This window comes from Bacillus sp. 03113, assembly GCF_006546985.1.
Classification (GTDB): domain Bacteria; phylum Bacillota; class Bacilli; order Bacillales; family Cytobacillaceae; genus VATK01.
The window spans coordinates 45,311-70,858 of sequence record NZ_VATK01000001.1; the positions used below are offsets into that span (position 1 = coordinate 45,311).

Genomic DNA, 25,548 nt, shown 5'->3' on the forward strand with positions numbered 1-25,548 from the left:
CCGTTTTTATTTTAATTATGAAATATTTTGTTTATTTTAAGGAGTGAAAAAAGTGAAGAAATTAAAAGTTTCTTTAGCAGTGCAGATATTCATAGGGTTGATACTTGGGATTATTATCGGCGCTGTTTACTACGGCAATCCGTCAGTATCAACTTATTTACAGCCAATAGCTGATATATTTATGCATTCTATTAAAATGATTGTGCTGCCTATCGTCATCTCTTCCATTATTGCTGGTATTGCAGGTGTTGGTGATCTAAAGAAGATAGGGAAGCTAGGTTTTAAGACCATTCTTTATTTTGAGGTTGTTACAACAATCGCCATTATTTTAGGTTTATTGTTCGGGAACATTTTTCAACCGGGAGCAGGAGTCGATATGGCTCATCTCTCGAAAACCGATATTTCTTCCTATGTAGAAACAACCAAACATGTGGAAGAACATAGTTTTATGGATACATTTGTAAATATTATTCCTACCAATATTTTTAATGCTTTCGTACAAGGAGATATGCTAGCTGTTGTTTTCTTTTCTGTTCTATTTGGAATGGGTGTTGCTGCAATAGGAGAAAGAGGGAAGCCTGTTTTATCTTTTTTCCAAGGCGTTGCAGAAACGATGTTTTGGGTTACAAACCAAATTATGAAATTAGCGCCGTTTGGAGTATTTGCTTTAATTGGTATAACAGTTTCTAAATTTGGATTGTCCTCTCTGATTCCTCTTGGAAAGTTCGCGTTGCTTGTGTATGCAAGCATGATATTTTTAGTTGTGGGAGTCTTTGGATTGATTTGTAAAATCGCCAAAATTAAACTGATCCCTTTGCTGCGTTTGGTAAAAGATGAACTCTTGCTCGCTTATTCTACAGCAAGCTCAGAAACTGTTTTGCCAAAGGTTATGCAAAAGCTCGAGTCTTATGGATGTCCAAAAGGAATTACATCCTTTGTGCTGCCGACGGGATATACCTTTAATCTAGACGGTGCAACATTATATCAAGCGTTGGCATCGCTATTTATTGCACAAATGTACGGGATACACTTATCCATCCCTGAACAAATTTCACTGATGCTTGTATTGATGTTAACATCAAAAGGAATTGCAGCTGTTCCAGGTACATCCTTTGTTGTCCTTTTAGCAACACTTGGCTCTGTTGGTATTCCAGTAGAAGGGTTAGCTTTTATTGCGGGTATTGATCGAATTTTAGAGATGGCGCGTACTGCTGTTAACTTGACTGGAAACTGTCTGGCAACGGTTTTTATTGCCAAATGGGAAGGTCAGTTTGATGAAGAAAAAGCAAATTCTTATATTGATTCTATCAAGAAGTCAAAAGTAGCTTAATATGACATATATAAGATGATGTTTATATAATTAATTTAGATAGTTGGATAAAGAAGTTATTTTGATTATTTGTGTTCAAAATAGCTTCTTTTTTTACGCTTTATAATAATAGTGGGGACACACTAACTTTATTTACGATGGAAGTTACTCATTCTGGCAGTTTTTATGCCTGAAGCGGATCAACCAATCATTTTAATTAATCTACTGTGGGGTCAGACACTTTTTTTGAGCGTTTCGAATTAATCGGGGGGTACCGTATCATAAATAACTGCGAAAAGGTGGGCGTAGTGTATACATAATTCAGCTTTAACCTTAAGTATCCAGCATTAAGTTCAAAGGGCACCTACAAAGCTATGAAAAGCTGACTCAATCGTAGAGTCAGCCGCTCTCCTTAATTATTCAATTTCTTGTTGTTCTTCATCCGTAATAAAGTAATTGTGAATGTCATAATGAGGAATTTCAAAACCTGTATGTCCATGAGATTGAAACTCTATATCAACTTGAACAACTGGAGGCATCGGTACTCCTTTCATTCCTTCTAGGTTCACATGATTTTTTCCTTGTATGAAGTCTTCTTGATCGATCATATATTCAAGGAATACTAGTTTTCCATTGTAAACGCCGTAAATTGGTCCAATTGGAAGATCTCCTGCTTCAGGATTTGCCCAATGTTCTCCCATTTTAGGTATAGGCTGAGGATTTAATTGAATCGTCCCTTTTGGAAGAGCAAGAACATAGCACTCATTGTTATCTTCGTCCCAGCTAACCTTTTGTGCATCTACAGCTACTGCCAAATCATTGATATTTGCAGTTGGTTCTCCTGACTTAATTCGGATATTAATGGTTTTCCCATTAAACGTTACTAGCTTATCTTTCTTTGAGTATTCATAGCTTTTATCAAATAATGATGCGAATTCTTTTACCGATACATATAGTTTCTCACCTGCGAAATGGTTCAACTCGGACTTTATACCTACCCCATTCACAAGAACTTTTGGGATACTCTGCTGATGTGATGTACTTGATGACTCTACTTTCTGTTGCTTTTTCTGAGACTGGCCTCCAGAGTAAGCAAAGACCACACTAGCTGTTACTATTAAAATACCACATGCAATTAATGCAATTAATTTCTTCATATCTAATAATCTCCTTTTATATAATGACTATTCATTCATTTTTCCAACGAGAAACGGTTTCTGCTACGAAAGCTTCAAATGAATTGGGCTCACGTAGTAGCAATTGCTTCTGGAGTATGAAGTCTTGATCTGTTCCCAGACAACCAAAATTTTGAAATGATTCATACATAACCCGAAAATCTTGAGCAAGCCATTCTGGCATCATCGTAATAGCCTGTTGATACCATGTATCCAGATTATCTCCAATATAACGAACAGTAGTACCAGTTATACGACTATAGGTTTCAGCGATTGCTTCCCCTGTTAATACTTCTGGTCCATTAAGGGGGTATTCCTTTCCTTCATATCCACTGAGAAGGAGTGCGTTTGCAGCTGCATAGGCGATATCGCCTACATCGACTCGATGCAATCCAACCGAACCGAGCGGATGTGGATAGATCCCATATTGAAGAATTGCTTCACGAAAATAGTAATCATTCTGGAAAAAATTGTTCGGTCGTAAAATCGTATAATTCATCCCCGATTGCTTAATCGCTTCTTCGATCCCAATCTTACTTTTAATATGAGGAATGTGTAACATGTGCTTATACATTGGAACGGATAAGAATACGATTTTAGGAACACCTGCTTTTCTTGCCGCATCAACGGCTGCAATTCCTTGGCTCGTTTCCGTCTTAGACAGACCGGTTAAGAGAAAAACGGCATCCAATTGATCAAATGCTCTCTCTAAGCTTTCAGGTACTTCCAAATCTCCTTGGACCCATTCTAAGTTTAGATTCATATGCTGATATTTACTTGGATCTCGTGTAAGAATGCGAACGGATGCTTTGCGTTTTAAAAGCTCTGAAACCAGCTGACTTCCTACCGTACCTGTACCTCCGATAACAAGAATATTCATCCCTTATAACCCAGCCCCTTCTGGTTTGATTTCTTCAAGTGCTGTTTTCAACTGTATCCAACTTATTTGGTCTAGGCGGGATTCTGCTAATCTCAAAACTCCTGCATACGCTTCTTTCGGTGCAAATTTCTTCATTCCACTTAACATCTCTACTCGTTCCTGATGGCTCATTGCTGGAATCATATAGTGCAAAAAAATAGACATCGTTTGCGGTGGAATGGATGAACGGATATTTATGGAGATCTCTTTTATTTGGTCATCCGTTAGATGCTCCCATAACGCCTTCATTCCAGGCCCCTCTTCATTTTGAAGGTGGAAAAAGTAATCCGCTGTAAAGTGGTTTAGATCTTTACTAATTTGGTACCAGACCTTCTGATGCTGGGCGGGATCTTGCTTTTTCAATTCCAACTGATCCACTAGTTCAACAAGCTTCTCAAGATTTTGTTCCAATACACTGTGCTCTTCTTCCAATAGATGTAAAGTCTCAGGTGCATATTTTTCGTAAAATTCATTAATATGTGCATCCTCATCTCTTGAATGGGCTTCCAGAATGATCACAACCTGCTTAAACTCCTCGACAAAAGATTTCACTCTCTCGTTATCAGAACTGTCGATCGATCCTGCTTGATAGCATAATCCGCTTAATGCGAAGCGGATTCCCTTGTGTACTTGAGCATATAGATCAAAACGATTAAACATGTTTAACTCTCCTTTGGTTTTGGTTTTTATATGAACCATTCGTTCATACTTATAAAATTATCATGACTGTAATTAGGGGCATATCGAGTAAATAACGTATTCTTTTTAACGAAGATTACGTATTTCTTTTTTTCAAAGCGTAATATACGTAAAAAGCCGCTATTACCCTATTAAATTGGGTGAATAGCGGCTAACCTCATTCTGTTTAATGTTTATCAAGTGAAAGATCAAATTTCATTAGATATTTTACAAGAGATGCTCTAGAGTTGATACCAAGACGTCTGTAGATGTTCTCAAGATGAGTACTTACGGTCCGCGGACTAATAATAAGAGCCTCTGCAATTTCTATGTTCGTTAATCCATCAGACACTAAACGGGCAACTTCCATTTCTCTTTTGCTTAATTCTGTTTCTTTGTAATTAGAGTTTTTCGTGTTGCGCTTGGTCAAACGAACCCCAAGTTTTTTTAATAGTGCTTGCGTCAGGTGCAAATCATATTCAGCATCTAGATGCTCAAATATTTCCATACACTGGAGTAAATTTTTTTTAGATTCATCTGGATCATTATCTAGTATCATTTCAGCATAGAAAAGTAATGACCGCGAATGTTCTAATGGCATTTTTAACTTTTTAAAATGGTTGGCTGCTTCAATTATGTGGACCAAAGCAGGTTCCCTATTCCCTAATGCAAAATCAACTTTACTATATAATCGTTTTCCTAGTGCCCAAGAGAAAAGATTTTCTTCAATGTTGCCAACTAGAAGTTCTTTTGCTGATTCTAGGGCTCCAATACGATCGCCTGCGGCCAATTGTATCTCCCCCCACAGTGCCAAGTTGAAAAAAGGATATACAACGTAATAAGGTCGTGTTTGATCCATAGAAGCATAGTATTCAGCTGCTCTTTCTGTACCTAATGCAATCATCATCTCGATCGGAGCCAGCATATCCATTAAGTGCCCATCTTTTATTGGGAAGGCAGGGATAAGACGTTTCATTTCGTCTAGGCAAAACTGAGCATCTGTAAACTTACCCATCCATGCATAAACGCTCCCTTTTGTAATATGGGCATAGATTAAAGGTCTACCAATGTCGATTCTCCTTGCTTTTGCGAAGCTCATATCGATTTTGGGTAGAGCCAGTTTCCAATTACCACTTAAGAGATCTGCTTGAACCTGTATCCAATAACTACGGATCTCATATTCAAGAATACGCATTCTCTTTGCGACTTCAAAGGCTTTCTGTGAGTATCTTCTACTTAACTCGTACTGACCGCAGAAGATAAAATTGATTGAGCTTACGTAGCAACCGCGGAATAGCGCTTCATCTTCAACCTCCATTTTGCCAAGGTCTTCGATCAATATTTGAACCTTCCCAGGCATGTAATTTTCCTTATAGACGTAGCATGTCCAATAATCGATTTCCGCTACTTTTGCTTGAGCCGCAGCTTCGGGTGTTCCAACCAGCTTGTGTACCTCTTGAATTTCTTCATATACTTGGCAATATTCCACAGGTCTTTTAAGTCGGCTTAAAAAAACCAGACTAGTTAGCAAAAGTTCATAGCGGACTTCAGGCGAATCATGCTGTCTTCTAGCTATAGCCAGACCATCCTCCAAATACTGCAAGGACAGTTCAATGTCTCCTGATTCCCAAAAGATAATAGACAATAATCCATGCAAACGTGCTATCTCTTTTTGATCGTTATATTGAACATATGTACGAATGGATTCTAGACAATACCGCTGGGCCTCACTGCGTTCTCCCAGCATTTTATGGGCTATCCCTAAGCGTTTTAGGAGGCATGGAATTCGACTTTTTTCCTCAGCGATCTTACCTGTTTGGATGAGCTGCAGGACAGATTTATAATACTTTACGGCAGATACATAAGCATATAATGAAAGGGCTCTCTCTGCTTCCTTGAGGAAAACGTTTATGGTTTGTACAGGGTCTGCTTCAGGCCCAGCGCCATAATACAAATGAGCTAAATACTCAACATCATCATAGCCACTCTCCTCTAGTACCTCAATGAAAAATTTATAGGCACGTCGGCGTACCATAATAGGAAGCTCTTCGTAAACGACTTCCTTAACTAAAGCATGGTAGATACCGTAATGTACCTCCATCTCCTGAATTTCTTCATAAATAAGTCCTGTTGATTTGAGCCTTTGAATAGCTAATAAAAAGTCATCTTCATTCATCTGTGTGAGACGATGGAGGATTCGATGGGATACAGTACCCTTTGATATAGCTGTATAGAGGAGAACTTTTTTATCCTTGGATTGAATTCTTTGAATACGAACTTTAATCAGCTCTTTAATTCGATATGGAATGGTATCGATTGAGTGTACGGAGAGAGTCCAACCTCCATCTTGCATGGATAATGCGCCTGTTTCAAGTAAAGAATGAAGCAATTCATCTATAAACAAAGGCACTCCTTCAGAATGTTTCATGATTAAAGGAATAAAGCCGTCCGGTAAGGTACTCCCCAGTTGGTCAGTAAGTAGACGGGTAACCCCTATTTCACTCAGGCGGTTAAGGTGAAATTCTTTAAAGAATTCTTCTTTTCGTAAGGATTGAATGAATCCGCTTATATTAGGGTTGATCGATAGTTCAAAGGTATCAATCGTTAAAATTAGAATCAAAGGAGTGATACCCATTCCACGGCTCAAGTAATGGAGAAATTCCAAGGAAGCAGGATCAGCGAAATGCAAATCCTCCTGAATGATCAAAAGTGGCTGTCCTTCCGCCATTCGTTCCACAAGACAAACCAATGACTCAAATAGACGTGTCTTTTCTAATGCAGGGTCTCCTACTTTTGGTGGCTCAGGAAGCTGTAATCGGCGAAATAGCTTCCCTAAATCTGGAAGATCCTTCGTCCAAGCTGTTATTTTATCTGGATCTATACCTCGGAAATTCTGATTAAACATTTCAATAATCGGAGTGTAAGCAATATCACTTCCGACAGAATAAGAGCGGCCAAGCAAGATTTTGCATAGAAGCTCACTTGCTATATTCATGATTTCCTGGGTAAGCTTGGTTTTCCCAATACCGGGTTCACCCATTATGGTCACAACTGTTCCCTTTCCATCCATAAGGTTTTCAATGATTGCAGGAATTTGGTTTAAGTATTTCTCCCTCTCAACAATCTGTGATTTTTTTATTATCATCTTTAGAAAACAATCCTTCCTTAAGGAGTCATGGTTTAATTAATTATCTTAAGATATATATTCTCCGTATTGTAAACTTATTCCTTTGCTCTATCTTGTTATTACATGTATATAAATACGTCATTCACCTGATAGAGGAACAACTTATTTATTCGTATAATGATCTTAGGAATGCATTACTAGTAAGGAGTGTTAGTTTTTGCGTAGGATTATTCCTTTTTCAGAAACACAGGCTGAAGATGCTATCGGCGGAAAGGCCGAAAACCTTGCGCTTCTTTTTCAGTCCCAATTCCCTGTTCCAAAAGGTTTCATCATCACGTCTTATGCATTTGAGCTTGAAATTCAGAGAAGCGACAATCCTGATTGGTGGATTTATCCTAATTCATTGTCTAAAGAAATTGAAGAAGCGTATAAAGCATATGTTAACCCTCCTGTGGTCGTTCGTTCCTCCTGTTCCGCAGAAGACCTAGAGACGGCCTCATTTGCTGGACAATTTGTAACGCTTCTTAATATTACCTCAGTTAATTTACTAGAATCGATTAAGCGCTGTTGGCTTTCAGTCTATCAGAGCCATGCCCAATCCTATCTGGCACAAAGATTTTCTGCAGTTGACCAAGTACCAGCTATGTCCATTATTGTTCAGGAATTAATAGATGCGGATGTAGCAGGGGTTATCTTTAGTAAAAATCCCATTACAGGCAACGAAGACGAGATTGTAATAAATTCAAGTTTTGGATTAGGTGAGGCGGTTGTTTCAGGCTTAGTCACTCCAGACTTTTTCATCCTTTCAAAACAAGGGAATGCGATCCTTAAAAAGGAACTTGGAGATAAAGAATACAAAGTTGTTCTCTATCAGGATGGGACACGTATACTCGAAATGCCCCCAGAAGAAAAATCAAGTTTTAGTTTACGAGAGGAACAGCTGTATGAACTAAAGAAAATAACTATGGACATTGAAACAATTTTTGGTTATCCCGTTGACCTTGAGTTTGCATATCGGCAAGGAAAACTCTATATCCTACAAGCAAGACAGATTACAACTTAAAGGAGAGTATCATGATTCCCTATATATCAGAATGGAAAAAAAGTTTGATACTTAGCGAAAGTGAAAAACAGCAAGGATATTGGATGCTAGATGATACCCACTTCACCAAACCATTAACACCTCTTTTTGCATCCTTTATGATACCTGCCGTAACTACTGGAACCAAAAGAGCCTTTGAAAACATGAAAATGCCAATCACTCAATTCATTGTTAAGTCCGATAATGGATATTATTATCAAACGATGCCTCCTCATCCAGAGCCATGTGAAGAGAGAATGATCAAGCATAAGAAAAAAATGGATGAATTTTTTCCTCAGATCAAATCATATTTAGAGCGCAAGGTTAATGAATTCTATATGCCATTCTATAAGAAGTTGGGTGAACGATCTGTTGGGAATTTATCGTTGAAACAAGCATTGGACTTTGTTGAAGAATTACAGGAATTCTATTCGAAAGCCTGGCAGTACCACTTTGAAATCACCATACCCAGAACATCTTTGGCGGTTGCATTGGAGGAAGTTTATCGACAGGTAACTGGAGAAGAGAATACTAAGGTTGTATATGATTTGTTGCAGGGGGTTATGAATATGTCTCTTGAAACGGATCGTGGATTATGGCTCTTAGCCAATCAGGTCAAATCCTCAGCATTTCTACGCTCTGCTCTTACGACATCTGAGAATCCAGTCGAATCGATGGAGCATACAACCGAGGGAAGGGAATTTATGAAGGATCTAAAGGACTTCTTAAGTATCTATGGTCACCGTACAGCTCTTACCCATGAGTTCACTGAAGAAACTTGGTTTGAGAATCCATCCTTTTCCCTGTCTATTATTATGAACTACGTACAAAAAGATTACGATTTCGATGCGGAGTTCAATCAAGTCATTGCTGAACGTCATGCAAAGGTGAAAGAATTATTCGAACGCCTTCCCGATGGTGAACTGACGAACCTTTTTAAAAAGATGTATAAATGGGCATTAGCCTGTTGGGGCGCTGATGAGGATCATCATTTTTATATCGATGCGATGATTGCTGCAAAATCGCGCTACTTCCTTAAGAATGTAGGACGAACCTTAGTTCAGCATCAGATTATTACATGCAAAGAGGACATTTTCTTCGTATACCTTGACGATTTGTTGGAAGTCTTACATGAGCCTAAGGCTCTCCATGATGTCGTTGAGCAAAATAAAAATAGATTTAAAGAATATCAGAACATAAAACCGAAGCCATTCTTTGGTACTCCACCAAACCTACCCCCAGATCTGGTGATTGAACGTATTTTTGGATTGCCCCAAGACGTCAGGGAAGAACAAGGGAAATCCTTCAAAGGAAACGCTGCTTCTGCGGGCATTTATACTGGAAGGATTAAGGTCATCTACAGGCAAGAAGACTTCGCAAAGCTAAATAAAGGTGATATCCTCGTGTGTAAAACAACGACACCACCATGGACTGTTCTATTTTCAATTGCTGGCGCCCTTATTACTGATGCTGGTGGAATCCTGTCGCATGCCAGCATAATTGCTAGGGAATATAAGCTTCCTGCAGTTGTCGGAACGAAGGTAGCAACATCCATATTAAAGGATGGGGATCAAGTGACTGTAGATGGTACCAATGGGGTTGTATACTTTTTATAATCCAATAACATAATTGTAAAATTAGAAAGCTTGTGGAAAAGAAAGAAAGTCGCTTTACTATTGTTAGAGCGACTTTCGAAAATTAAAGATATTGGATGTTAATCCCGTGTGATAACGAAGTAGTTACTACGGTAAAACACGAGTAAATTTGATGAAAAAAGAGCGAAGCCAAGAAACTGTTGCATTAACGGTTTTCTTGGCTACGCATCTTCGTTCATTAATTTCGGATTAGATGATCGAATGCACCTAAGGCTGCATTCGCGCCTGATCCCATTGAAATAATGATCTGTTTATATGGACTATTTGTGCAGTCTCCTGCAGCAAACACTCCAGGTATGTTCGTTGCTCCATGATTATCTACAACGATCTCACCGATTCTAGTACGTTCAATCGTTTCACCTAACCAATCCGTGTTTGGTACAAGACCGATCTGAACAAACACACCCTGTAGTTCAATATGATGAACTTCTCCTGTATCACGTTCAATGTAGGAAATGCCGTTTACTTTATCAGTACCGGTAATTTCTTTTGTTTGAACGTTCTTAAGGACAGTTACGTTAGGCAGACTGTATAGACGATCTTGCAGTACAGAATCAGCTTTCAGTTCTGGCATAAACTCAAGAACCGTTACATGTTTCACAATTCCAGCGAGGTCAATTGCTGCCTCAATACCGGAATTACCGCCGCCAATAACGGCTACGTGTTTCCCTGCAAACAATGGTCCATCACAATGAGGGCAGTATGCGACACCCTTGTTTTTGAACTCTGCTTCGCCTGGTACTCCAACATTGCGCCAACGAGCACCTGTTGAAAGGATGACGGTTTTACTCTTTAGAACAGCACCGTTTTCCAGTTCAATTTCGATCAAGTCTTTCTTTTCTAAACGTTTGGCACGCTGTAAATTCATGATATCAATGTCGTACTCTTTCACATGTTCTTCAAGACTTGCTGCGAGCTTAGGACCTTCAGTATACTTCACACTGATAAAGTTCTCAATGCCGACAGTGTCCATAATCTGACCGCCAAAGCGTTCAGCAACAATACCTGTACGAATGCCTTTACGTGCTGCATAGACTGCTGCACTTGCACCCGCTGGTCCGCCTCCAACTACAAGCACATCGAATGGATCCTTATCAGCAAACTCTGATGCATCTGGAACACTGCCTACCTTGGCAAGTATTTCCTCTATTGACATACGACCGCTTCCGAATGATTCCCCATTTAGGAACACCGTCGGTACTGCCATGATGTTTTTGCTTTCAACTTCTTCTTTAAACGCTGCACCATCAATCATAGTATGCGTAATGCCAGGGTTAAGAGTGCTCATCAAGTTTAGTGCTTGCACCACATCAGGACAGTTGTGGCAGCTTAGGCTAATGTAAGATTCAAAGTGATATTGGCCCTTAATGCTTTTAATTTGGTCAATTACTTTCTGATCAACCTTCGGAGCTCTTCCGCTCACTTGCAGCAGAGCTAATACTAATGAAGTAAATTCGTGTCCAAGAGGGATACCAGCAAAAGTTACTCCAGTGTCTTCGCCGATACGATTGACACTAAAGCTTGGTGTCTTCTGTAATTGTGTTTTCTCTATCTTAATTTTAGATGACATGGTGGCTAATTCATCCACTAGAGCCACCATGTCGCGAGAAACGTCATCGGATCCTGCACTAACTTTAAGGAGCACATCGCCCTCCATCAGTGGAAGATATTGGGCTAATTGTGCTTTTATATCTGCATCTAGTATCATCGAGAGAATACTCCTTAAATCTTTCCTACAAGATCAAGGCTTGGCTTAAGTGTTGCAGAACCTTCTTGCCATTTTGCTGGGCAAACTTCACCTGGATTGTTGCGAACATACTGCGCTGCTTTAATCTTGTTAACAATAGTGCTTGCATCACGGCCGATGCCGCCTGCATTGATTTCAACTGCTTGAACGATACCGTCTGGATCGATGATGAAAGTACCGCGATCAGCAAGACCTTCTTCTTCGTTTAGTACATCGAAGTTGCGAGAGATTTTTTGTGAAGGGTCGCCGATCATAATATATTCGATTTTGCCAATAGCTTCTGAATGATCGTGCCATGCCTTATGTGTAAAATGAGTATCCGTTGAAACGGAATACACTTCAACTCCAAGTTCTTTTAGAGTAGCGTATTGGTTTTGAAGGTCTTCAAGCTCAGTAGGGCACACGAATGTAAAGTCTGCTGGATAAAAGCAAAATACGCTCCACTTTCCTTTTAAGTTTTCTTCAGTAACCTCAATAAATTGGCCATTTTGGAAAGCTTGTGCTTTGAATGGTTGTACTTCTTTTCCGATTAAAGACATTATAAATTCCTCCTAGTGTTTTTTTGAAATAGGACATTTAGTCCAAACTTTAAATAACCAATAAATAATTCAAAAATTGTTTTTTATTATTATTGGTTAAAAATAATAATTCTAATTTCAAATTTATTATTATATAAATCTTATTGTTTTGTCAAGAATAATACTCAACTTTATTGTGATTTATTTTAATTGCCATTATGAATCAATACTTATTGTTTTTGTAGGTATTAATGCTTAGTAATTTAAAATGATTTTAATGATAAAACATAAATTTTCAATTACTATCAGTATTTCTCAATTAAGCATGAAATATGTTATGTTCTTGGAACTAAAATTTATTTAGTAAGAAAAACGATCGTTTTCGACTCACTGTTTAAAAGAGTGTTTGTACGATATAACCTTTTTTATCTCAACTCTTACCTAAAAACCCAATTCCCTGAGTAATAAATGGCATTGCTTTTTTTATATATGCTTCTTTCGGCGTATTACTATGATATTGCCAATTAATTGTTGCCCCATAGATCCCCCAACTTAACATAACGGCTGCTATCTTTAATTCTTCTTCACTATAACCAGACCTTTTTTCTAATAAAACCTTATAAAAAAATTGTTCCATTTCTTTTTTTATGATTGTTTCTATATTGGATTTAAAGGATTCAAAGCTTTTCATACATTGTGTTTTAATGGAGCTTTGAAAATCAGTAATTGAGATAAATATTCTAGTGATCGTTTCTTCATTTATTTCATTGTGGTCGTTAATTTGTCCGATAACTTTTGGGATCATATCTTCATTTAATACTCGCTCTAATAATTCATACTTGTCTGTGAAATGGTAATAGAATGTAGCTCGATTTACAGTAGCTTCATCAGTAATATCTTTAATCGTAATGCTATTAAATTCTTTTATTCGTGATAAACGGATAAAGGAATCCATGATTAATTTGCGTGTTCGGACGATCCGTGGATCAAGTTTAGACTCTATCATGATGACACACCTTCCTAGTTTTTAGACAATTTTTTAAATCTGTCGTATAAACAACTAATTGTAAAATCCATCGGTTGAGTGATACTTATTTGAAGAATACAATCAAATTATACAACAGATGTTGTATAAAATGCACTTGTATAAAAAGGAGGAATCGAAAATGAATATTTTAGTTGTGAAAGCAAATAATCGACCTAGTTCAGAAGGAATATCAAGCAAAATGTATGAGACCTTTATGGAGAGAATACAGGATGCAAGTCATTTAAATATAAGAGTCTACGATGTGTTTGAAGAGGATATGCCCTATTTTGGCCAAGATTTCTTTAGCGCTGTTCATAAAAAGCAAAATGGTGATGAACTATCTGATATAGAGCATCGCATCCTAACTGCAAAGCAAAAGGCAATGGATGTTCTTGCAGAAGCGGAAGTTATCGTGTTTGCATTTCCATTATGGAACTTTACCATTCCGGTTAAACTACACACATTTGTTGACTATGTCGCAGCTGCCGGATTTACTTTTAAATATAGTCCGGAGGGTAAGCTCATTCAACTTATGACGGATAAAAAAGCCATTTTTTTAACTGCGCGTGGAGGAATTTACAGTACACCAGAAAGAGCGCCGATGGAAATGGCAATAACATATATGAGAAATGTGTTTAGTGGTATGTTCGGTATGGAAGTAATGGATGAAGTGATTATTGAAGGACATAATGCAATGCGTGATAAAAAAGAGGAAATTATCCAAGAGGGACTAAAAAAGGTATCAGAGGCAGCAGACCATTTAGTTAAGCTAACATTTGAAGAGGTTAATTAAGGAATTAATAGTCTGAAATATAAATGATCATTTATTACTGGCATTCCTGCAAGTACTATAAGTAAATGGGTTCTTTCCATTGAAAGAGTAATGAAGAACTATTGAAAGAACCTTATTAAACAAACGAATGCTTGTTAAATTAAGCCGCTTTAATAAGGGTTATGATAATAGAACTCCTTATAAGAAATTGGAAGGAGTTCTATTTAATATTACTTAAATAAGATATCTTAGCTGAGACGAATTTCCCGTGGTATATAATTCCTATTTTTTAACAAACATCTGTACCCATTCATAACCTGCTTCTTCAAATCCAACCCCGATATGGGTGAACTTATTGTTTAATATGTTTGCACGATGACCTTGACTATTCATCCAGGCATTTACAACCTCTTCCGGTGTCCTTTGACCTTGTGCAATGTTTTCACCAGCGGATTGATAGGTAATACCAAAGTCCCTCATCATATCAAATGGTGATCCATACGTTGGACTCGTATGAGAAAAGTATCCTTTTTCATTCATGTCTTGTGCTTTTACGTTTGCTACATTACTTAAGTCAGGATAAGCCTTTAAAGCTGGTAGACCATTTTTTTGTCTTTCAGCATTTGTTAATTCAATGACAGATGTCACAAATTCGCTTCCCCCTTGATTTTGGTTGGCATTCTGAGGAGCTTCGGCTTGTGATGGTTGCTGTGCATTACTTGGAGTCTGACCTTGTCTGTTATCTTGCTGCGACTGAGGTATTTGCAGCTGCATGTTTTGGTCATTCTCTATGGTTTCGAATTCATATTTAGCATCTTGAATCTTTACTGGTTGAGTATGAGGATATAATTCACTGTTTAAATCTGTTTGTAAGCTGGAGATGGTGTCATTCTCGTTAATATGGTTGTTTTTGTCTTGTGCTTGATCGTTATTGTTACAAGCTGCTAGCATTAGAAAAAGTGTGCCAATGGTAAAGTTAATACAAAGATTGTTAAGTTTCATGATAAGTTACTCCTTTTGTTTTTTTCTTATTTTCTCTATTTTTAAAGAAAATAAAATTGGAAAATAAAAAATAAAAGGACTACGGAAGAATATTGGCGCTAAGTAGATATAGGAAAATGTAATTTGAACCTTAGATTATCTATAAAAAAGAGACTCTATTTTTATACTAGCTACAACCTCATTTAGATTAACCAAGGAGAACCGTTTCATAAGTAAGGGGGATTTATTCACCTTAATCGATACGAGACATGGAAGGCCACTTGCCCAACCTTGGAAAAGGTCGTTGGTCAAGTGGCCTATAGCATGCCTCGAAGAATACGAATGATATTCAATTCTGAAGCGCTCATTTCTTACGTACTTTTGTGCTGAAAAAACCTAGCCGCTAAACCGTATAAAATCCCGCCAACAAAGAAATATCCATCTATTGCCCGGCTGGACCATAGTGTGTATGTTGTTATATGTTCATCTCCAGTGGTTTGCTCATAAGTTAATCCGGTGAGACCAGTTGGCAACAGACCTAATGATCGAGACAGATCATCAACAAAACCAGCTAGTCCTCTCAGAACCAAAATCGCACATCCAAGCCAACATGCGATAAGTATAATTCGGCGAGGGATAAACCTCCCCCAGGACTGAATCGTTGCAAGGGGAACAATCGTACCGGTAATAAACATGAAGATCCAATGTAAAAATAAATCCATTGTGAAAGAGTCGTGGGTGGAGGAGGGATCGAATTAGTTGCATCGCCTAAGCCGAAGCGCCCGCCATAGTACCAATAAATATGGAAAAAAATTAAATACAGTCACCCAAATAAATGAGGCGTATCCAGCCCAAACAACTCTTTTAGATCTCACATTTAATATTTCTCGAGTTCCCTGTTTCCTTAAGATCAATTATAAAAACTCCTCTCAAGTGAAGTTCATCTAATTAATAATGTTTTTTTTGAATGATAGAATGGTGTTAATCCTATACCATACTCTGTATAAGAACAACAGGAACAAATAGATCATGAAGTTGCTGTGAAAAGGTAAGAACCATGTCATTACCATCTCGTTCTAATTTAATTGAACTGCCATCAGCTAGAAGGCATGCCTGGCCCTCTAAAAATACATCCTTTACTTTTAATTTTGATCCGCTGAACTTCCCAAGGATCATCAGGTAAATTTTATTCCCCTTTTTAGTAAAATGGATTGTATCTCCTGTCTCTGTGATGGCTTCTGCCCGTGTCCAAGTTCGTGTACCATAAACCGCATCACCATTGCGATTAAGCCAATCGCCAAATTTTGATAATCGATTGAGCTGTTCAACAGGTATTTGCGCATCTTCACCACGAGGACCCACATTAAGCAGCAAATTCCCATTTTTGGACACAGCATCTATAAAATCTAAAAATAATCTATCAAAGGAGGCATAGTCTTTATCACTCTCATTGCGATTATAGCCAAATGAATTTCCGATTCCACGCGTCATCTCCCACTTTTTTAATTGTATATCCGTGTATTTCGTATACTCTGGTGTAGCGAAATCGCTATGGGGAATGATAGGTTGTACAAGGGCAGAGTGAATATCGGGATTTTTCTTTATCATTTGCTTTACCATGATGTCCATTATGGCTCGTACAGGTTTCAAGCCCATAATCTTGTTGGCTGAAGTTGCATGTTTCCATCGGTCATTTACCACACCATCAGGAACGACATCATAATAGTAGGCAAACAAACGGAATAGTCTATCCTGGTTGGTAGGCCAGCAAATATCATTCCATAAAATGTCCGGATGATATCGATCTATTAGCTCACGGACATGTGCATCGGCATATGCCGGATAATCACCACCAGGCGTGGAAAATGAATAATCAATAAACGTCCTTGAAATCCTTCGACGAAACGTCCAGTCTATTCCTCCCGAATAGTATATGCCAAAGCGCATTCCTTCCTTTCGAACAGCTTCAGCTAATTCACCAATAATGTCACGCTTACTAAACCAGTTCTGCTCATGTGAATTTTTAACCTCAGTAGGCCATAGGCAAAAACCATCGTGGTGTTTGGAAACGATCACGACGTATTTTGCACCGGCGTCGCTAAAGATTTTTGCCCAAGCAGAGGGATCCCAATTTTTCAGTCCATCCATAAACATCTCTTTAAATCCCTGATAGGGCATGTTGCCATAATTAGCTTTATGGTATTGAGCGGATGGTGTATCAGGGTCCTTAATAGCATTCCAATAGCCTTCAGCATAGGGGTAGTTTAACATTGCCCGATCGTAATCGGTCTTCAAAGTATCCGCTAAACTACCCAAAGGTGCAAAACCAGGGACAGAAAATAATCCCCAGTGTATAAAAATTCCAAATTTAGCATCTTCAAACCACTCCGGTACCGGGTGAGTATTGAGGGACTCCTTGGTTGGTTGATAGGTTTTATGATTCATAATACTCCCGAACCTCCTTCTTTATTTTTAATCGATTGGGACGCTAGATAGTGCTTAACTGATTGTTCGATAAAGGTTTGTGATGCATCCATTAGATCGAGGTCTCCTTCAGGCCAAGATGCCCGCTCTCCTTGTATCTGTGCAAATGCCTGTATTTGATCGGAATCACATCCAGTTACCTCTTGAACCATTTTCCACCAGTCTGCTGCCAAGTCTTGCGCGGCAGGATCATCCGGTGACACTCCAGACTTAGCAAGCGTTACAGCTTTCACGGCCAACACTCTCCATGTATGATACAAATCGAAGGCGTCTTGTTCATTTACAAATCGCTTGCCGAGGATTTCCTTCTGGGTGTCATTAAATGTGAATTGACTCCAATCCAATAGATTGCTGTTCTTAAAGGTTCGGATAAAATGAGTCAATAGCTGCCATGACGGGTAGTTTCCCGCAGCGATGGCAGTCCGGCATGCTTCGATTGCAGCAATGCTTGCATGTGCGTCTTCTATTTTTTTAAAGAGTTCAATCTCTTGCACTTTCAGTATTTGCTCGATTTGAGATAACGTGGGGCGTTTAACCAACTTGTCGCGTATTTCTTTTAAAGAAAGTCCTAAAGATTTGTAAAAGATAATTTGCTCCAAACAAAGCATATCTTCTTGGTATAATAACGTCGTCCACCATCAGTACGGCCGGATGTCGGCAATAGCCCGATATTGTCGTAGTGCTGGAGTGTTCGTACAGTTACACCGGTTGCTGCGGCCAGTTCTCCGACCAAATAAGTCTTATTTGCACCGTCCATAGCCCTCACCTCCTATTACAATTCTATCTCATTACGTAACGTAACGAGCAAGAGCAAATCCAGTGCTATAGATTTTATCTAGGGGAAGTGGGAAGATTAATGGGTAAAGTCACAATCAGAGAGTAAGATGTTTTCGTCAAATCACGAAGAGTGTGGTAATCCATTTTACTTAAAGAGCGTCATCTTTGTCTGGAAACAGTATAATTAATTTACAGCAGTAGACATTAAAAAGGAGCTGCCTGGTGTTTTTTTATGGAATGTTGATTACTACGCTTATGATTTTTGTTTAATATTAAGAAAAAAAACGATTATACAAAAAGAAAAAAAGATAGGAGAAGCTATGACAATGAGTAAAGAAGCAGGATGGAACTTTGAAAATAGTTATGCCCGTCTGCCGAAATCATTTTTTTCCAGCATCAATCCAACTCCTGTACGCTCACCTAAGTTGGTCATTCTTAATCATCCATTGGCATCGTCTTTAGGGTTAAACGTTCAGGAGCTGCAAAGCGAAGATGGTGTAGCGGTGCTTGCTGGAAATGAGATTCCCGAAGGTGCTTCGCCTCTTGCTCAAGCTTACGCAGGGCATCAATTCGGCCATTTTAACATGTTAGGGGACGGCCGAGCGGTGCTGCTAGGCGAGCAGATCTCGCCTCAAGGTGAGCGGGTTGATATTCAGCTTAAGGGTCCAGGGAGAACGCCATACTCGCGCGGGGGTGATGGCCGCGCAGCACTTGGACCGATGCTGCGTGAATACATTATTAGCGAAGCCATGTATGCCCTTGGTATTCCTACTACCCGCAGTCTAGCAGTGGTGACAACTGGTGAGGCAGTCATTCGTGAAACCGACCTGCCTGGTGCGATTCTAACCCGTGTGGCAGCCAGTCATTTGCGAGTCGGTACTTTTCAATACGTTGCAAATTGGAGAACAGAAGAACTCCAGGTTATGGCTGACTATGCGATAAAGCGTCATTTTCCAGAGGTTGAAGCGGATGAAAACCGTTATCTTTCGCTGCTTCAGGAAGTGATCAAGCGACAGGCCGAGCTTATTGCCAAATGGCAGCTGGTTGGCTTTATTCATGGGGTGATGAACACCGACAACATGACCATTAGCGGAGAAACCATTGATTATGGTCCTTGCGCCTTTATGGATGCCTATGACCCGGAAACGGTATTCAGTTCCATTGATATTCGAGGCCGCTACGCCTATGGGAATCAGCCTAATATTGGTGCGTGGAATCTCGCGCGATTTGCTGAAACTCTATTGCCCCTGCTGCATGATAATGAGGAGGAGGCTCTCAAACTAGCCCAGGATAAGATTTCAGAATTTATTAAGTTGTATCATTCTAATTGGCTCGCAGGAATGAGAGCGAAACTTGGGATCTTTAACGAAGAGACAGAGGATGAAGCCCTCATAAATGGTCTTCTCAGTATGATGAAGGAGCATCGTGCAGACTATACGAATACCTTCCGAGCATTAACATTAGATAGTCAATCCGATACGGGCTTGTTTGGGACCCCAGAATTCGCTAAGTGGCATGAACTCTGGCAGGCGAGACTTGGTAGACAACAGGAGTCGAAAGCCTCTTCGAATCAGTTAATGCGGAACAGCAATCCAGCAATTATCCCAAGGAACCACCGCGTTGAAGAAGCTCTAGAAGCCGCAGTAGAACAAGGAGATTACAGTGTGATGGAACAGCTTTTGGCTGTTCTTTCAAATCCTTACGTGTACTCTACTGAACAGACTGAATACTGTACACTGTCTGCGTCGACAACCCCTTACCGAACCTTTTGCGGTACTTGATAAATAAGCTATTATTGTTTTCTTAATCAAGTTGCCTTTTTACTAAAATAATGCTGCTCCTTTCTTGAGGCAGCATTATTTTATTTTGTGATTTTCTCTTTTCTAAGAAGTATTAGTAAATGTTTTGGAAACGGTATAAGGGGGTAATGTGAATCGTACCAAAATAGCGGTAAAAGAAATAGTTTTAGTAATGGTGTGAATGGTATTACGAAGAGTAATAAGAACGGAACTTGTCAGAAGCACTATCAAAAAATGAAAAATCGTAAATTCTTGCAAATTAAGGAGGACAAAAATGATGAAAAATAAAATTCAAAAAATCACACCAAACTTATGGTTTGATAAACATGCCGAAGAAGCGGCGGAATTTTACACGTCTATCTTTAAAAATTCCAAGATCGGAAGGATCACTCGCTATGGAAAAGAAAGGCACGAAATTCCTGGAATTGTAGAGGGGACAGTAATGACTGTGGAATTTCAACTAGAAGGACAACAATTCGTAGCTTTAAATGGAGGTCCGTACTTCCAATTTACTGAGGCGATATCATTTATCGTCAATTGTGAGGATCAAGAAGAATTGGACTATTATTGGGGAAAACTATCCGAAGGCGGAGATGAAAAGGCTCAAGTGTGTGGTTGGCTTAAAGATAAATTCGGTGTATCATGGCAAATCGTTCCCACAATTCTAAACGAGTTGATCAATGACTCTGATTCAGAGAAAACGGACAGAGTGATGAAAGCATTGCTCCAAACGAAGAATAAAATTGACATCAAAACGTTAATGCAAGCGTATGAGGGATAGAATGCTATAAGTATTGAACGCGTGCTGATAAAAGGTCGTGCTTTCAAATAAGTAAAAGACAGATCTGCTATAGGTAAGGAAATCTGATTTATTAAAGCTTAGCTAAATAAAAAGAAAGATGAACAAGACCATTCTCCATCTGCTACTCTTACGTTTTAATATTTTCAAAGTTATCCAAAGACAGGTAAAAGCACCTGTCTTTTGTCATCTTATCTTTTATCAATGTATGTATATCAAGGCACCCCTATTATTGCGCTCTCTTTGATATAAGGTAGTGCTCAATGCCGTCAAGAATCCGTTCGAGCCCGAAATCGAAATCATCTCCAACCGTGTTTTCTTCCTCATTCTCTTCCGTATAGGCTCCTGACATCAAAACCGGGTAGAGATCTGGATAACCTTCAGGTGTGACCAATTTTTTTAGTGCCGTACTGTAATCGATGCCATTAAATGCACCAGGACTCTTTCCTGCCTGAAGAGCTCTGTTCATATCTTTCATAATCGTACCGCACCAACGTGCATATCCACTTAATAGAAGAACAATTGACATCTTCTCATAATCATTTAGAAGGAGATCACGAGTGGATCGAAGTGCTATATCCACCATTTTAAGTTGGTTTGGGGTGACTGGAATGCCTGAGATTGGAATATCGTTAAACCAAGGATGGTCCTGAATGATACCAGTGCTTACTCTAACATACTCGCGCATTTTTTCGCGCCAATCAGTTTCCTCATCATCCGTTGGGAAAGGAACATCACAAACAGCATCCTGCATGAGTAAAAGTAAATCATCCTTGCTTGGTATATACCGATAGAGCGACATCGTTGTGAATCCTAAAGTTGATGCAACTTTGTTCATGGAGAGGGCAGCCAATCCATCCTTATCGGCAATTTCGATAGCGGTCTCGACGATTTGTTTGATGCTTAATTCTCGTTTCGGCCCCCTCTGTGGCTGTTTGCCTAGCCCCCAGCTTATGGCTACGCCTGAGGGTAAGTTTTCCTCATTTTCATGATCCTTCATATCTTTATTTCACCTCTGCAAATTTCATTTAGAACCTAAAAAGAAATACACTATTCCATTAAAAACCCAAAATGTATTCAGATTTTGAATAAGTGATGATTTCCATACATAACATTATTTGGGCCATTCCTGCTGTATATGACAAATTGGACTTAAAAAGCTAAAAAAGAATGGTTGCAATATAATTGTATATGCAATATACTGTGTATGCAATATACTGTTTATATAATACACAATAATTATTCTGTTAAAAACAAGGAGGAATATTCATGAGTCAATTAGCTATTGAAATCGTTGGTCTGCAAAAGAAATATGGTCATCAGACTGTACTTAATGGTATCGACTTAGCTGTTCCAAAGGGAGAAATTTTTGCCCTTCTTGGTCCTAACGGGGCCGGAAAGACTACATTAATCAATATTCTAGCGACATTGGTAGCTCCTGATGCAGGATCTGCAAAGGTTGCAGGGTACGATATTGTAAACAATAAAGAAGCAGTAAAAAGTTCCATTAGCCTCACAGGTCAGTTTGCAGCTGTTGATGAAATGTTAACTGCTGAGGAAAACCTGCGTATGATGGGCAGACTTTTAGGTCTCTCACGGTTAGAGTCTCGTTCAAGAGCAAGTGAACTTATTGAATATTTTGATTTAACGGAGGCTGCACATAAACGGGTTAAAACGTATTCTGGGGGAATGCGTCGCCGGTTGGATCTTGCTGTCAGCTTAGTTGTCCGTAGACCGATTATATTTTTAGATGAACCAACGACAGGCCTTGATACACGCAGCAGACGTTCATTATGGGATATCATTCTAAATTTGGCATCCGAGGGAGTCACGGTTTTTCTTACGACTCAATATTTAGAAGAAGCGGATCAGCTGGCTGATTCGATTGCTGTTATTTCGGGTGGTCATATTGTTTCACATGGAACACCGGAGGAAATGAAATCACGTATTGGCAGTGAGATGATTGAAATACGAAACGAAAAGGATGAAATTATTCATGAAATTCCGACAAACGGCAGTATTGATGAGGTCAAACATATTCTTGAGAAATTGACTCCTACGGTACCTGAAGGAACGCGTATAAGCTTACGCAGGCCAAGTTTGGATGATGTATTCCTAACCCTTACCACTATGGAGAAGGAGAGAGCATTATGATAAACATGAAAACTCAGACTAAAAAACCAACGTTACTCATTACCAATTCCGTCTTTATTAGACGAAGTTTACTTCACAGTCTGCGTAACACAGAGGCTTTGATTATGGCCATTGCACTTCCGATCATGCTCATGCTGCTGTTCACATATGTATTTGGTGGCGCCATTGATCCAAGTGGTCAATATGTTAATTATGTGGTACCAGGGATCATTTTGTTGTGTGCAGGCTTTGGATCATCAAGTACAGCAGTAGATGTTGCTACAGATATGACGAATGGCATTATTGACCGGTTCCGAACCATGCCAATTCGAAGCTTGAACGTTATTTCCGGTCATGTTGTTGCAAGTTTGGTCCGGAACCTCATTGCAACTGGTATAGTCATAAGCATCGCGCTCATCTTAGGATTCCGGGCTACCACTAGTATAATAGCGTGGTTTGCGGCAATAGGAGTCATCATTTTATTCATTTTGACATTCACCTGGCTCTACGCTGCGATCGGCCTTGTCGCCAGCACACCGGCTGCTGCTAGCGGGTACGGGTTCGTGTTATTATTCCTGCCTTATCTCTCGAGTGCTTTCGTGCCGACAGACACTATGCCAGATTGGTTACATGGAGTAGCAGAAAATCAACCAATTACTCCGGTGATTGAAACCATTCGGACTCTCCTTAACGGTGATACGGTTGGTAACCATGTTTGGTGGGCCATTGGCTGGTGTGTGTTTATCCTTGCTGGGTCCATTATGTGGTCCACATGGGTATTCCACAAAAAGGCTGGGCAACGCTAAAAAAGGTGGCACATAATCAAAAAGAACAGCGGATCGGGGTAACGATCTACTGTTCTTTTTGAACTTGTTTATTAATAAAATAGTTTTGTCTGAAGAAGATCTAGGGCGCGGTCTATTTCCACTAAATCTTCTTTCGTAGCATTTTGAATTCGATCTAAGAAACGAGATTCTATGAATGCAAAAGCTTCGTTCATCATGATTTCGCCTTCTTTAGAGAGACGAATATATTGTTTTCGTCGATCTTTGGCATCATTTATCTTTTCAATTAAATTTTTTTCACTTAATTTTTTCAATTCACGACTAGTATTTGGCATAGATAAATGCTGACAATCACTAATTTCACTAGGGGTAACTGGCTGACAAATCGTTATATATTCAAGAATGTTGTATTGAACTGGCGTGATGGAATCCGATTTTGCGTTTTTTGTTAATTCATTTGTCATACGATGAACTGCAGCTGTAAAGGTCACACATTTTAAAAAAAGAGCTTTTTTGTCCATATCTTTCACCTCTTAGTGAGAAGATAACAAAATTGTTATCAAAATACAATTATCATTTGACAATAAAAAGTTATAAATGCTATTATTTAGTTATCAAATGATAAGTAAAAGAGGTGCGTTATGAAAACGCTAGTTATTTACACACACCCTAATCATAAAAGTTTATGCTATGCCTTTTTACAAAAAGTCATAAAAGGAAGTAATGAAAACCCAAATATAAAGGAGTTACAAGTCTTAGATTTGTATGAAGAGAGATTCGATCCACTCCTAGTGTTTAATGAACATAAACGAAGACGAGATATGCATAGTGATCCTCATATTGAAAAATATAGAAAGCAAATTACTTGGGCTGACAAGATTGTCTTTATTTATCCAATCTGGTGGGGAAGACCTCCAGCCATGCTGCTGGGATACATTGATCAATTGTTTGCTGCAAATTTTGCCTACAGAGATAAGAAGGGAATTCTACCAGAGGGACTTTTGAAAGGAAAGTCAGTTGTGTGTATCTCCACTATGAAGGGACCTACAATATATCCACTTTATTGGTTAAATAATGCCCATAAAATATTGATGAGGAAAGCCTTATTTAACTTTGTAGGAATTAAAAAAGTGAAGTTCTTTGAATTTGGTAATATGGAAAGTCCAAAGGGAAAACAAACTATAAAACTAGAAAAAATATATCGTTATTTTAAGAAAGTTGAGCGTTGAGAGTTCATAGCGCAGTGAAGTAGAACGGCAGGTCAGCCTGCCGCTTTTTGAGCTGTTTGTTTTAATCCGTATATCCATTGATCAACGAAGATATGTGTTCTAACCAAATTTCTCGTCTGCTGCCCTCACTATCTAATTGAACCGAAGTGAAGATATTTTCCTTCAATCGACAGTTTCTTCAATGAACAAAAGATATTATGAAAAAGGTGTATCTCCTATTTTAATAGAATGAACTGGACAGCCTTCTTGTGCTTCTATTAAATCATCATACAGTTCTTCTTCTACTTTTCCTGTGCCAGTATTGTTATCAAGGATCACTTCAGCTATGCCGTCTTCATCAAAATCAAATATTTCTGGAGCAATAGCCCCACATGCTGCACAAGCGATACAAGTAGTTTTGTCGACGATTGTATATTTACTCATTGCATATCCTCCTTTCAAAATTTATAGATCTCTATAATAATAGTAACTCCTAGATGGTTGTTTTTTTAAAAGAGTTGTGACTTTTTTTCAACAAGTTTTTCAATAATTATATTTAACAAGAAACCTAAAA

General features: G+C 38.8%; 24 protein-coding genes. 9 read left to right on the forward strand and 15 right to left on the reverse strand.

The annotated features are described in order from the left end of the window. Window positions 1-52 precede the first annotated feature (52 nt). Complete coding sequence (locus FDO66_RS01925) at window positions 53-1,330, forward strand: cation:dicarboxylate symporter family transporter (RefSeq protein WP_141430727.1); 1,278 nt, start codon at window positions 53-55, stop codon at window positions 1,328-1,330. Window positions 1,331-1,725: 395 nt separating this feature from the next. Here FDO66_RS01925 and FDO66_RS20670 read toward each other — a convergent pair whose 3' ends face one another. From FDO66_RS20670 to FDO66_RS01945, 4 genes are all read right to left on the reverse strand, one after another. After that, on the reverse strand, window positions 1,726-2,466 hold the full coding sequence (locus FDO66_RS20670) for a hypothetical protein (protein ID WP_181444410.1): 741 nt from the start codon (window positions 2,464-2,466) through the stop codon (window positions 1,726-1,728). A gap of 31 nt (window positions 2,467-2,497) precedes the next feature. After that, window positions 2,498-3,364, reverse strand: a complete 867-nt coding sequence (locus tag FDO66_RS01935; RefSeq protein WP_141430728.1) for an SDR family oxidoreductase — start codon at window positions 3,362-3,364, stop codon at window positions 2,498-2,500. Between the two features lie 3 nt (window positions 3,365-3,367). After that, on the reverse strand, window positions 3,368-4,063 hold the full coding sequence (locus FDO66_RS01940) for a hemerythrin domain-containing protein (protein WP_181444411.1): 696 nt from the start codon (window positions 4,061-4,063) through the stop codon (window positions 3,368-3,370). Window positions 4,064-4,268: 205 nt separating this feature from the next. Further along, window positions 4,269-7,226 (reverse strand): helix-turn-helix transcriptional regulator, encoded by a 2,958-nt coding sequence (locus FDO66_RS01945; RefSeq protein ID WP_141430730.1) that lies wholly within the window; start codon window positions 7,224-7,226, stop codon window positions 4,269-4,271. A gap of 199 nt (window positions 7,227-7,425) precedes the next feature. On the opposite strand from FDO66_RS01945, the gene FDO66_RS01950 reads away from it, so the two are divergent. Together FDO66_RS01950 and FDO66_RS21390 are read left to right on the forward strand one after the other, a co-directional pair. Then, window positions 7,426-8,271: a PEP/pyruvate-binding domain-containing protein gene (locus FDO66_RS01950; protein WP_141430731.1), complete on the forward strand. Its 846-nt coding sequence runs from the start codon at window positions 7,426-7,428 to the stop codon at window positions 8,269-8,271. A gap of 11 nt (window positions 8,272-8,282) precedes the next feature. Beyond that, window positions 8,283-9,905 carry a PEP-utilizing enzyme gene (locus FDO66_RS21390; protein WP_220095141.1) on the forward strand — a complete coding sequence of 541 codons (1,623 nt, stop codon included), beginning with the start codon at window positions 8,283-8,285 and terminating at the stop codon, window positions 9,903-9,905. Between the two features lie 217 nt (window positions 9,906-10,122). Here the strand turns inward: FDO66_RS21390 and ahpF are convergent, their stop codons facing one another. The 3 genes from ahpF to FDO66_RS01970 all read right to left on the reverse strand — a co-directional run bounded on the left by ahpF (window position 10,123) and on the right by FDO66_RS01970 (window position 13,215). Beyond that, window positions 10,123-11,652, reverse strand: a complete 1,530-nt coding sequence (gene ahpF, locus FDO66_RS01960) for an alkyl hydroperoxide reductase subunit F (protein ID WP_141430732.1) — start codon at window positions 11,650-11,652, stop codon at window positions 10,123-10,125. A gap of 14 nt (window positions 11,653-11,666) precedes the next feature. After that, on the reverse strand, window positions 11,667-12,230 hold the full coding sequence (ahpC, locus tag FDO66_RS01965) for an alkyl hydroperoxide reductase subunit C (protein ID WP_141430733.1): 564 nt from the start codon (window positions 12,228-12,230) through the stop codon (window positions 11,667-11,669). A 409-nt stretch (window positions 12,231-12,639) separates the two neighbouring features. Continuing rightward, on the reverse strand, window positions 12,640-13,215 hold the full coding sequence (locus FDO66_RS01970) for a TetR/AcrR family transcriptional regulator (protein WP_141430734.1): 576 nt from the start codon (window positions 13,213-13,215) through the stop codon (window positions 12,640-12,642). A 160-nt stretch (window positions 13,216-13,375) separates the two neighbouring features. On the opposite strand from FDO66_RS01970, the gene FDO66_RS01975 reads away from it, so the two are divergent. Beyond that, window positions 13,376-14,029, forward strand: coding sequence for an FMN-dependent NADH-azoreductase (locus FDO66_RS01975; RefSeq protein ID WP_141430735.1), 654 nt, complete (start codon window positions 13,376-13,378; stop codon window positions 14,027-14,029). Between the two features lie 261 nt (window positions 14,030-14,290). Here FDO66_RS01975 and FDO66_RS01980 read toward each other — a convergent pair whose 3' ends face one another. The 5 genes from FDO66_RS01980 to FDO66_RS02000 all read right to left on the reverse strand — a co-directional run bounded on the left by FDO66_RS01980 (window position 14,291) and on the right by FDO66_RS02000 (window position 18,230). Further along, window positions 14,291-15,010 (reverse strand): CAP domain-containing protein, encoded by a 720-nt coding sequence (locus tag FDO66_RS01980; RefSeq protein WP_141430736.1) that lies wholly within the window; start codon window positions 15,008-15,010, stop codon window positions 14,291-14,293. Window positions 15,011-15,360: 350 nt separating this feature from the next. Further along, window positions 15,361-15,579, reverse strand: coding sequence for a hypothetical protein (locus tag FDO66_RS21085; RefSeq protein WP_220095142.1), 219 nt, complete (start codon window positions 15,577-15,579; stop codon window positions 15,361-15,363). Between the two features lie 397 nt (window positions 15,580-15,976). Further along, window positions 15,977-17,434: an alpha-L-fucosidase gene (locus FDO66_RS01990; RefSeq protein WP_141430738.1), complete on the reverse strand. Its 1,458-nt coding sequence runs from the start codon at window positions 17,432-17,434 to the stop codon at window positions 15,977-15,979. Further along, window positions 17,431-18,012, reverse strand: a complete 582-nt coding sequence (locus FDO66_RS01995; protein WP_141430739.1) for a hypothetical protein — start codon at window positions 18,010-18,012, stop codon at window positions 17,431-17,433. The genes FDO66_RS01990 and FDO66_RS01995 overlap by 4 nt, the downstream gene beginning before the upstream one ends. Before the next feature lie 29 nt (window positions 18,013-18,041). Further along, the gene (locus tag FDO66_RS02000) at window positions 18,042-18,230 is read right to left on the reverse strand and encodes a MerR family DNA-binding transcriptional regulator (RefSeq protein WP_141430740.1); all 189 of its coding nucleotides are present in this window, start codon (window positions 18,228-18,230) and stop codon (window positions 18,042-18,044) included. 340 nt (window positions 18,231-18,570) lie between these two features. On the opposite strand from FDO66_RS02000, the gene FDO66_RS02005 reads away from it, so the two are divergent. Both FDO66_RS02005 and FDO66_RS02010 read left to right on the forward strand, forming a co-directional pair. Then, window positions 18,571-20,031 carry a protein adenylyltransferase SelO gene (locus FDO66_RS02005; RefSeq protein WP_141430741.1) on the forward strand — a complete coding sequence of 487 codons (1,461 nt, stop codon included), beginning with the start codon at window positions 18,571-18,573 and terminating at the stop codon, window positions 20,029-20,031. 295 nt (window positions 20,032-20,326) lie between these two features. Continuing rightward, complete coding sequence (locus tag FDO66_RS02010; protein ID WP_141431136.1) at window positions 20,327-20,830, forward strand: VOC family protein; 504 nt, start codon at window positions 20,327-20,329, stop codon at window positions 20,828-20,830. Between the two features lie 247 nt (window positions 20,831-21,077). Here FDO66_RS02010 and FDO66_RS02015 read toward each other — a convergent pair whose 3' ends face one another. After that, a complete protein-coding gene (locus FDO66_RS02015) occupies window positions 21,078-21,848 on the reverse strand; it encodes a TetR/AcrR family transcriptional regulator (protein ID WP_141430742.1) in 771 nt (256 codons plus the stop codon). A 269-nt stretch (window positions 21,849-22,117) separates the two neighbouring features. Here FDO66_RS02015 and FDO66_RS02020 point away from each other — a divergent pair, with 269 nt between their 5' ends. After that, window positions 22,118-23,002: an ATP-binding cassette domain-containing protein gene (locus FDO66_RS02020; RefSeq protein ID WP_141430743.1), complete on the forward strand. Its 885-nt coding sequence runs from the start codon at window positions 22,118-22,120 to the stop codon at window positions 23,000-23,002. Then, window positions 22,999-23,787, forward strand: a complete 789-nt coding sequence (locus FDO66_RS02025) for an ABC transporter permease (protein WP_141430744.1) — start codon at window positions 22,999-23,001, stop codon at window positions 23,785-23,787. Before FDO66_RS02020 ends, FDO66_RS02025 begins: the two co-directional genes overlap by 4 nt. A gap of 71 nt (window positions 23,788-23,858) precedes the next feature. Here FDO66_RS02025 and FDO66_RS02030 read toward each other — a convergent pair whose 3' ends face one another. Then, window positions 23,859-24,287, reverse strand: a complete 429-nt coding sequence (locus FDO66_RS02030; RefSeq protein ID WP_141430745.1) for a MarR family winged helix-turn-helix transcriptional regulator — start codon at window positions 24,285-24,287, stop codon at window positions 23,859-23,861. 120 nt (window positions 24,288-24,407) lie between these two features. Here FDO66_RS02030 and FDO66_RS02035 point away from each other — a divergent pair, with 120 nt between their 5' ends. Further along, window positions 24,408-24,995, forward strand: a complete 588-nt coding sequence (locus FDO66_RS02035) for an NAD(P)H-dependent oxidoreductase (RefSeq protein WP_141430746.1) — start codon at window positions 24,408-24,410, stop codon at window positions 24,993-24,995. Window positions 24,996-25,190: 195 nt separating this feature from the next. Here FDO66_RS02035 and FDO66_RS02040 read toward each other — a convergent pair whose 3' ends face one another. Continuing rightward, window positions 25,191-25,418 carry a ferredoxin gene (locus FDO66_RS02040; protein ID WP_141430747.1) on the reverse strand — a complete coding sequence of 76 codons (228 nt, stop codon included), beginning with the start codon at window positions 25,416-25,418 and terminating at the stop codon, window positions 25,191-25,193. Window positions 25,419-25,548: the final 130 nt, after the last annotated feature.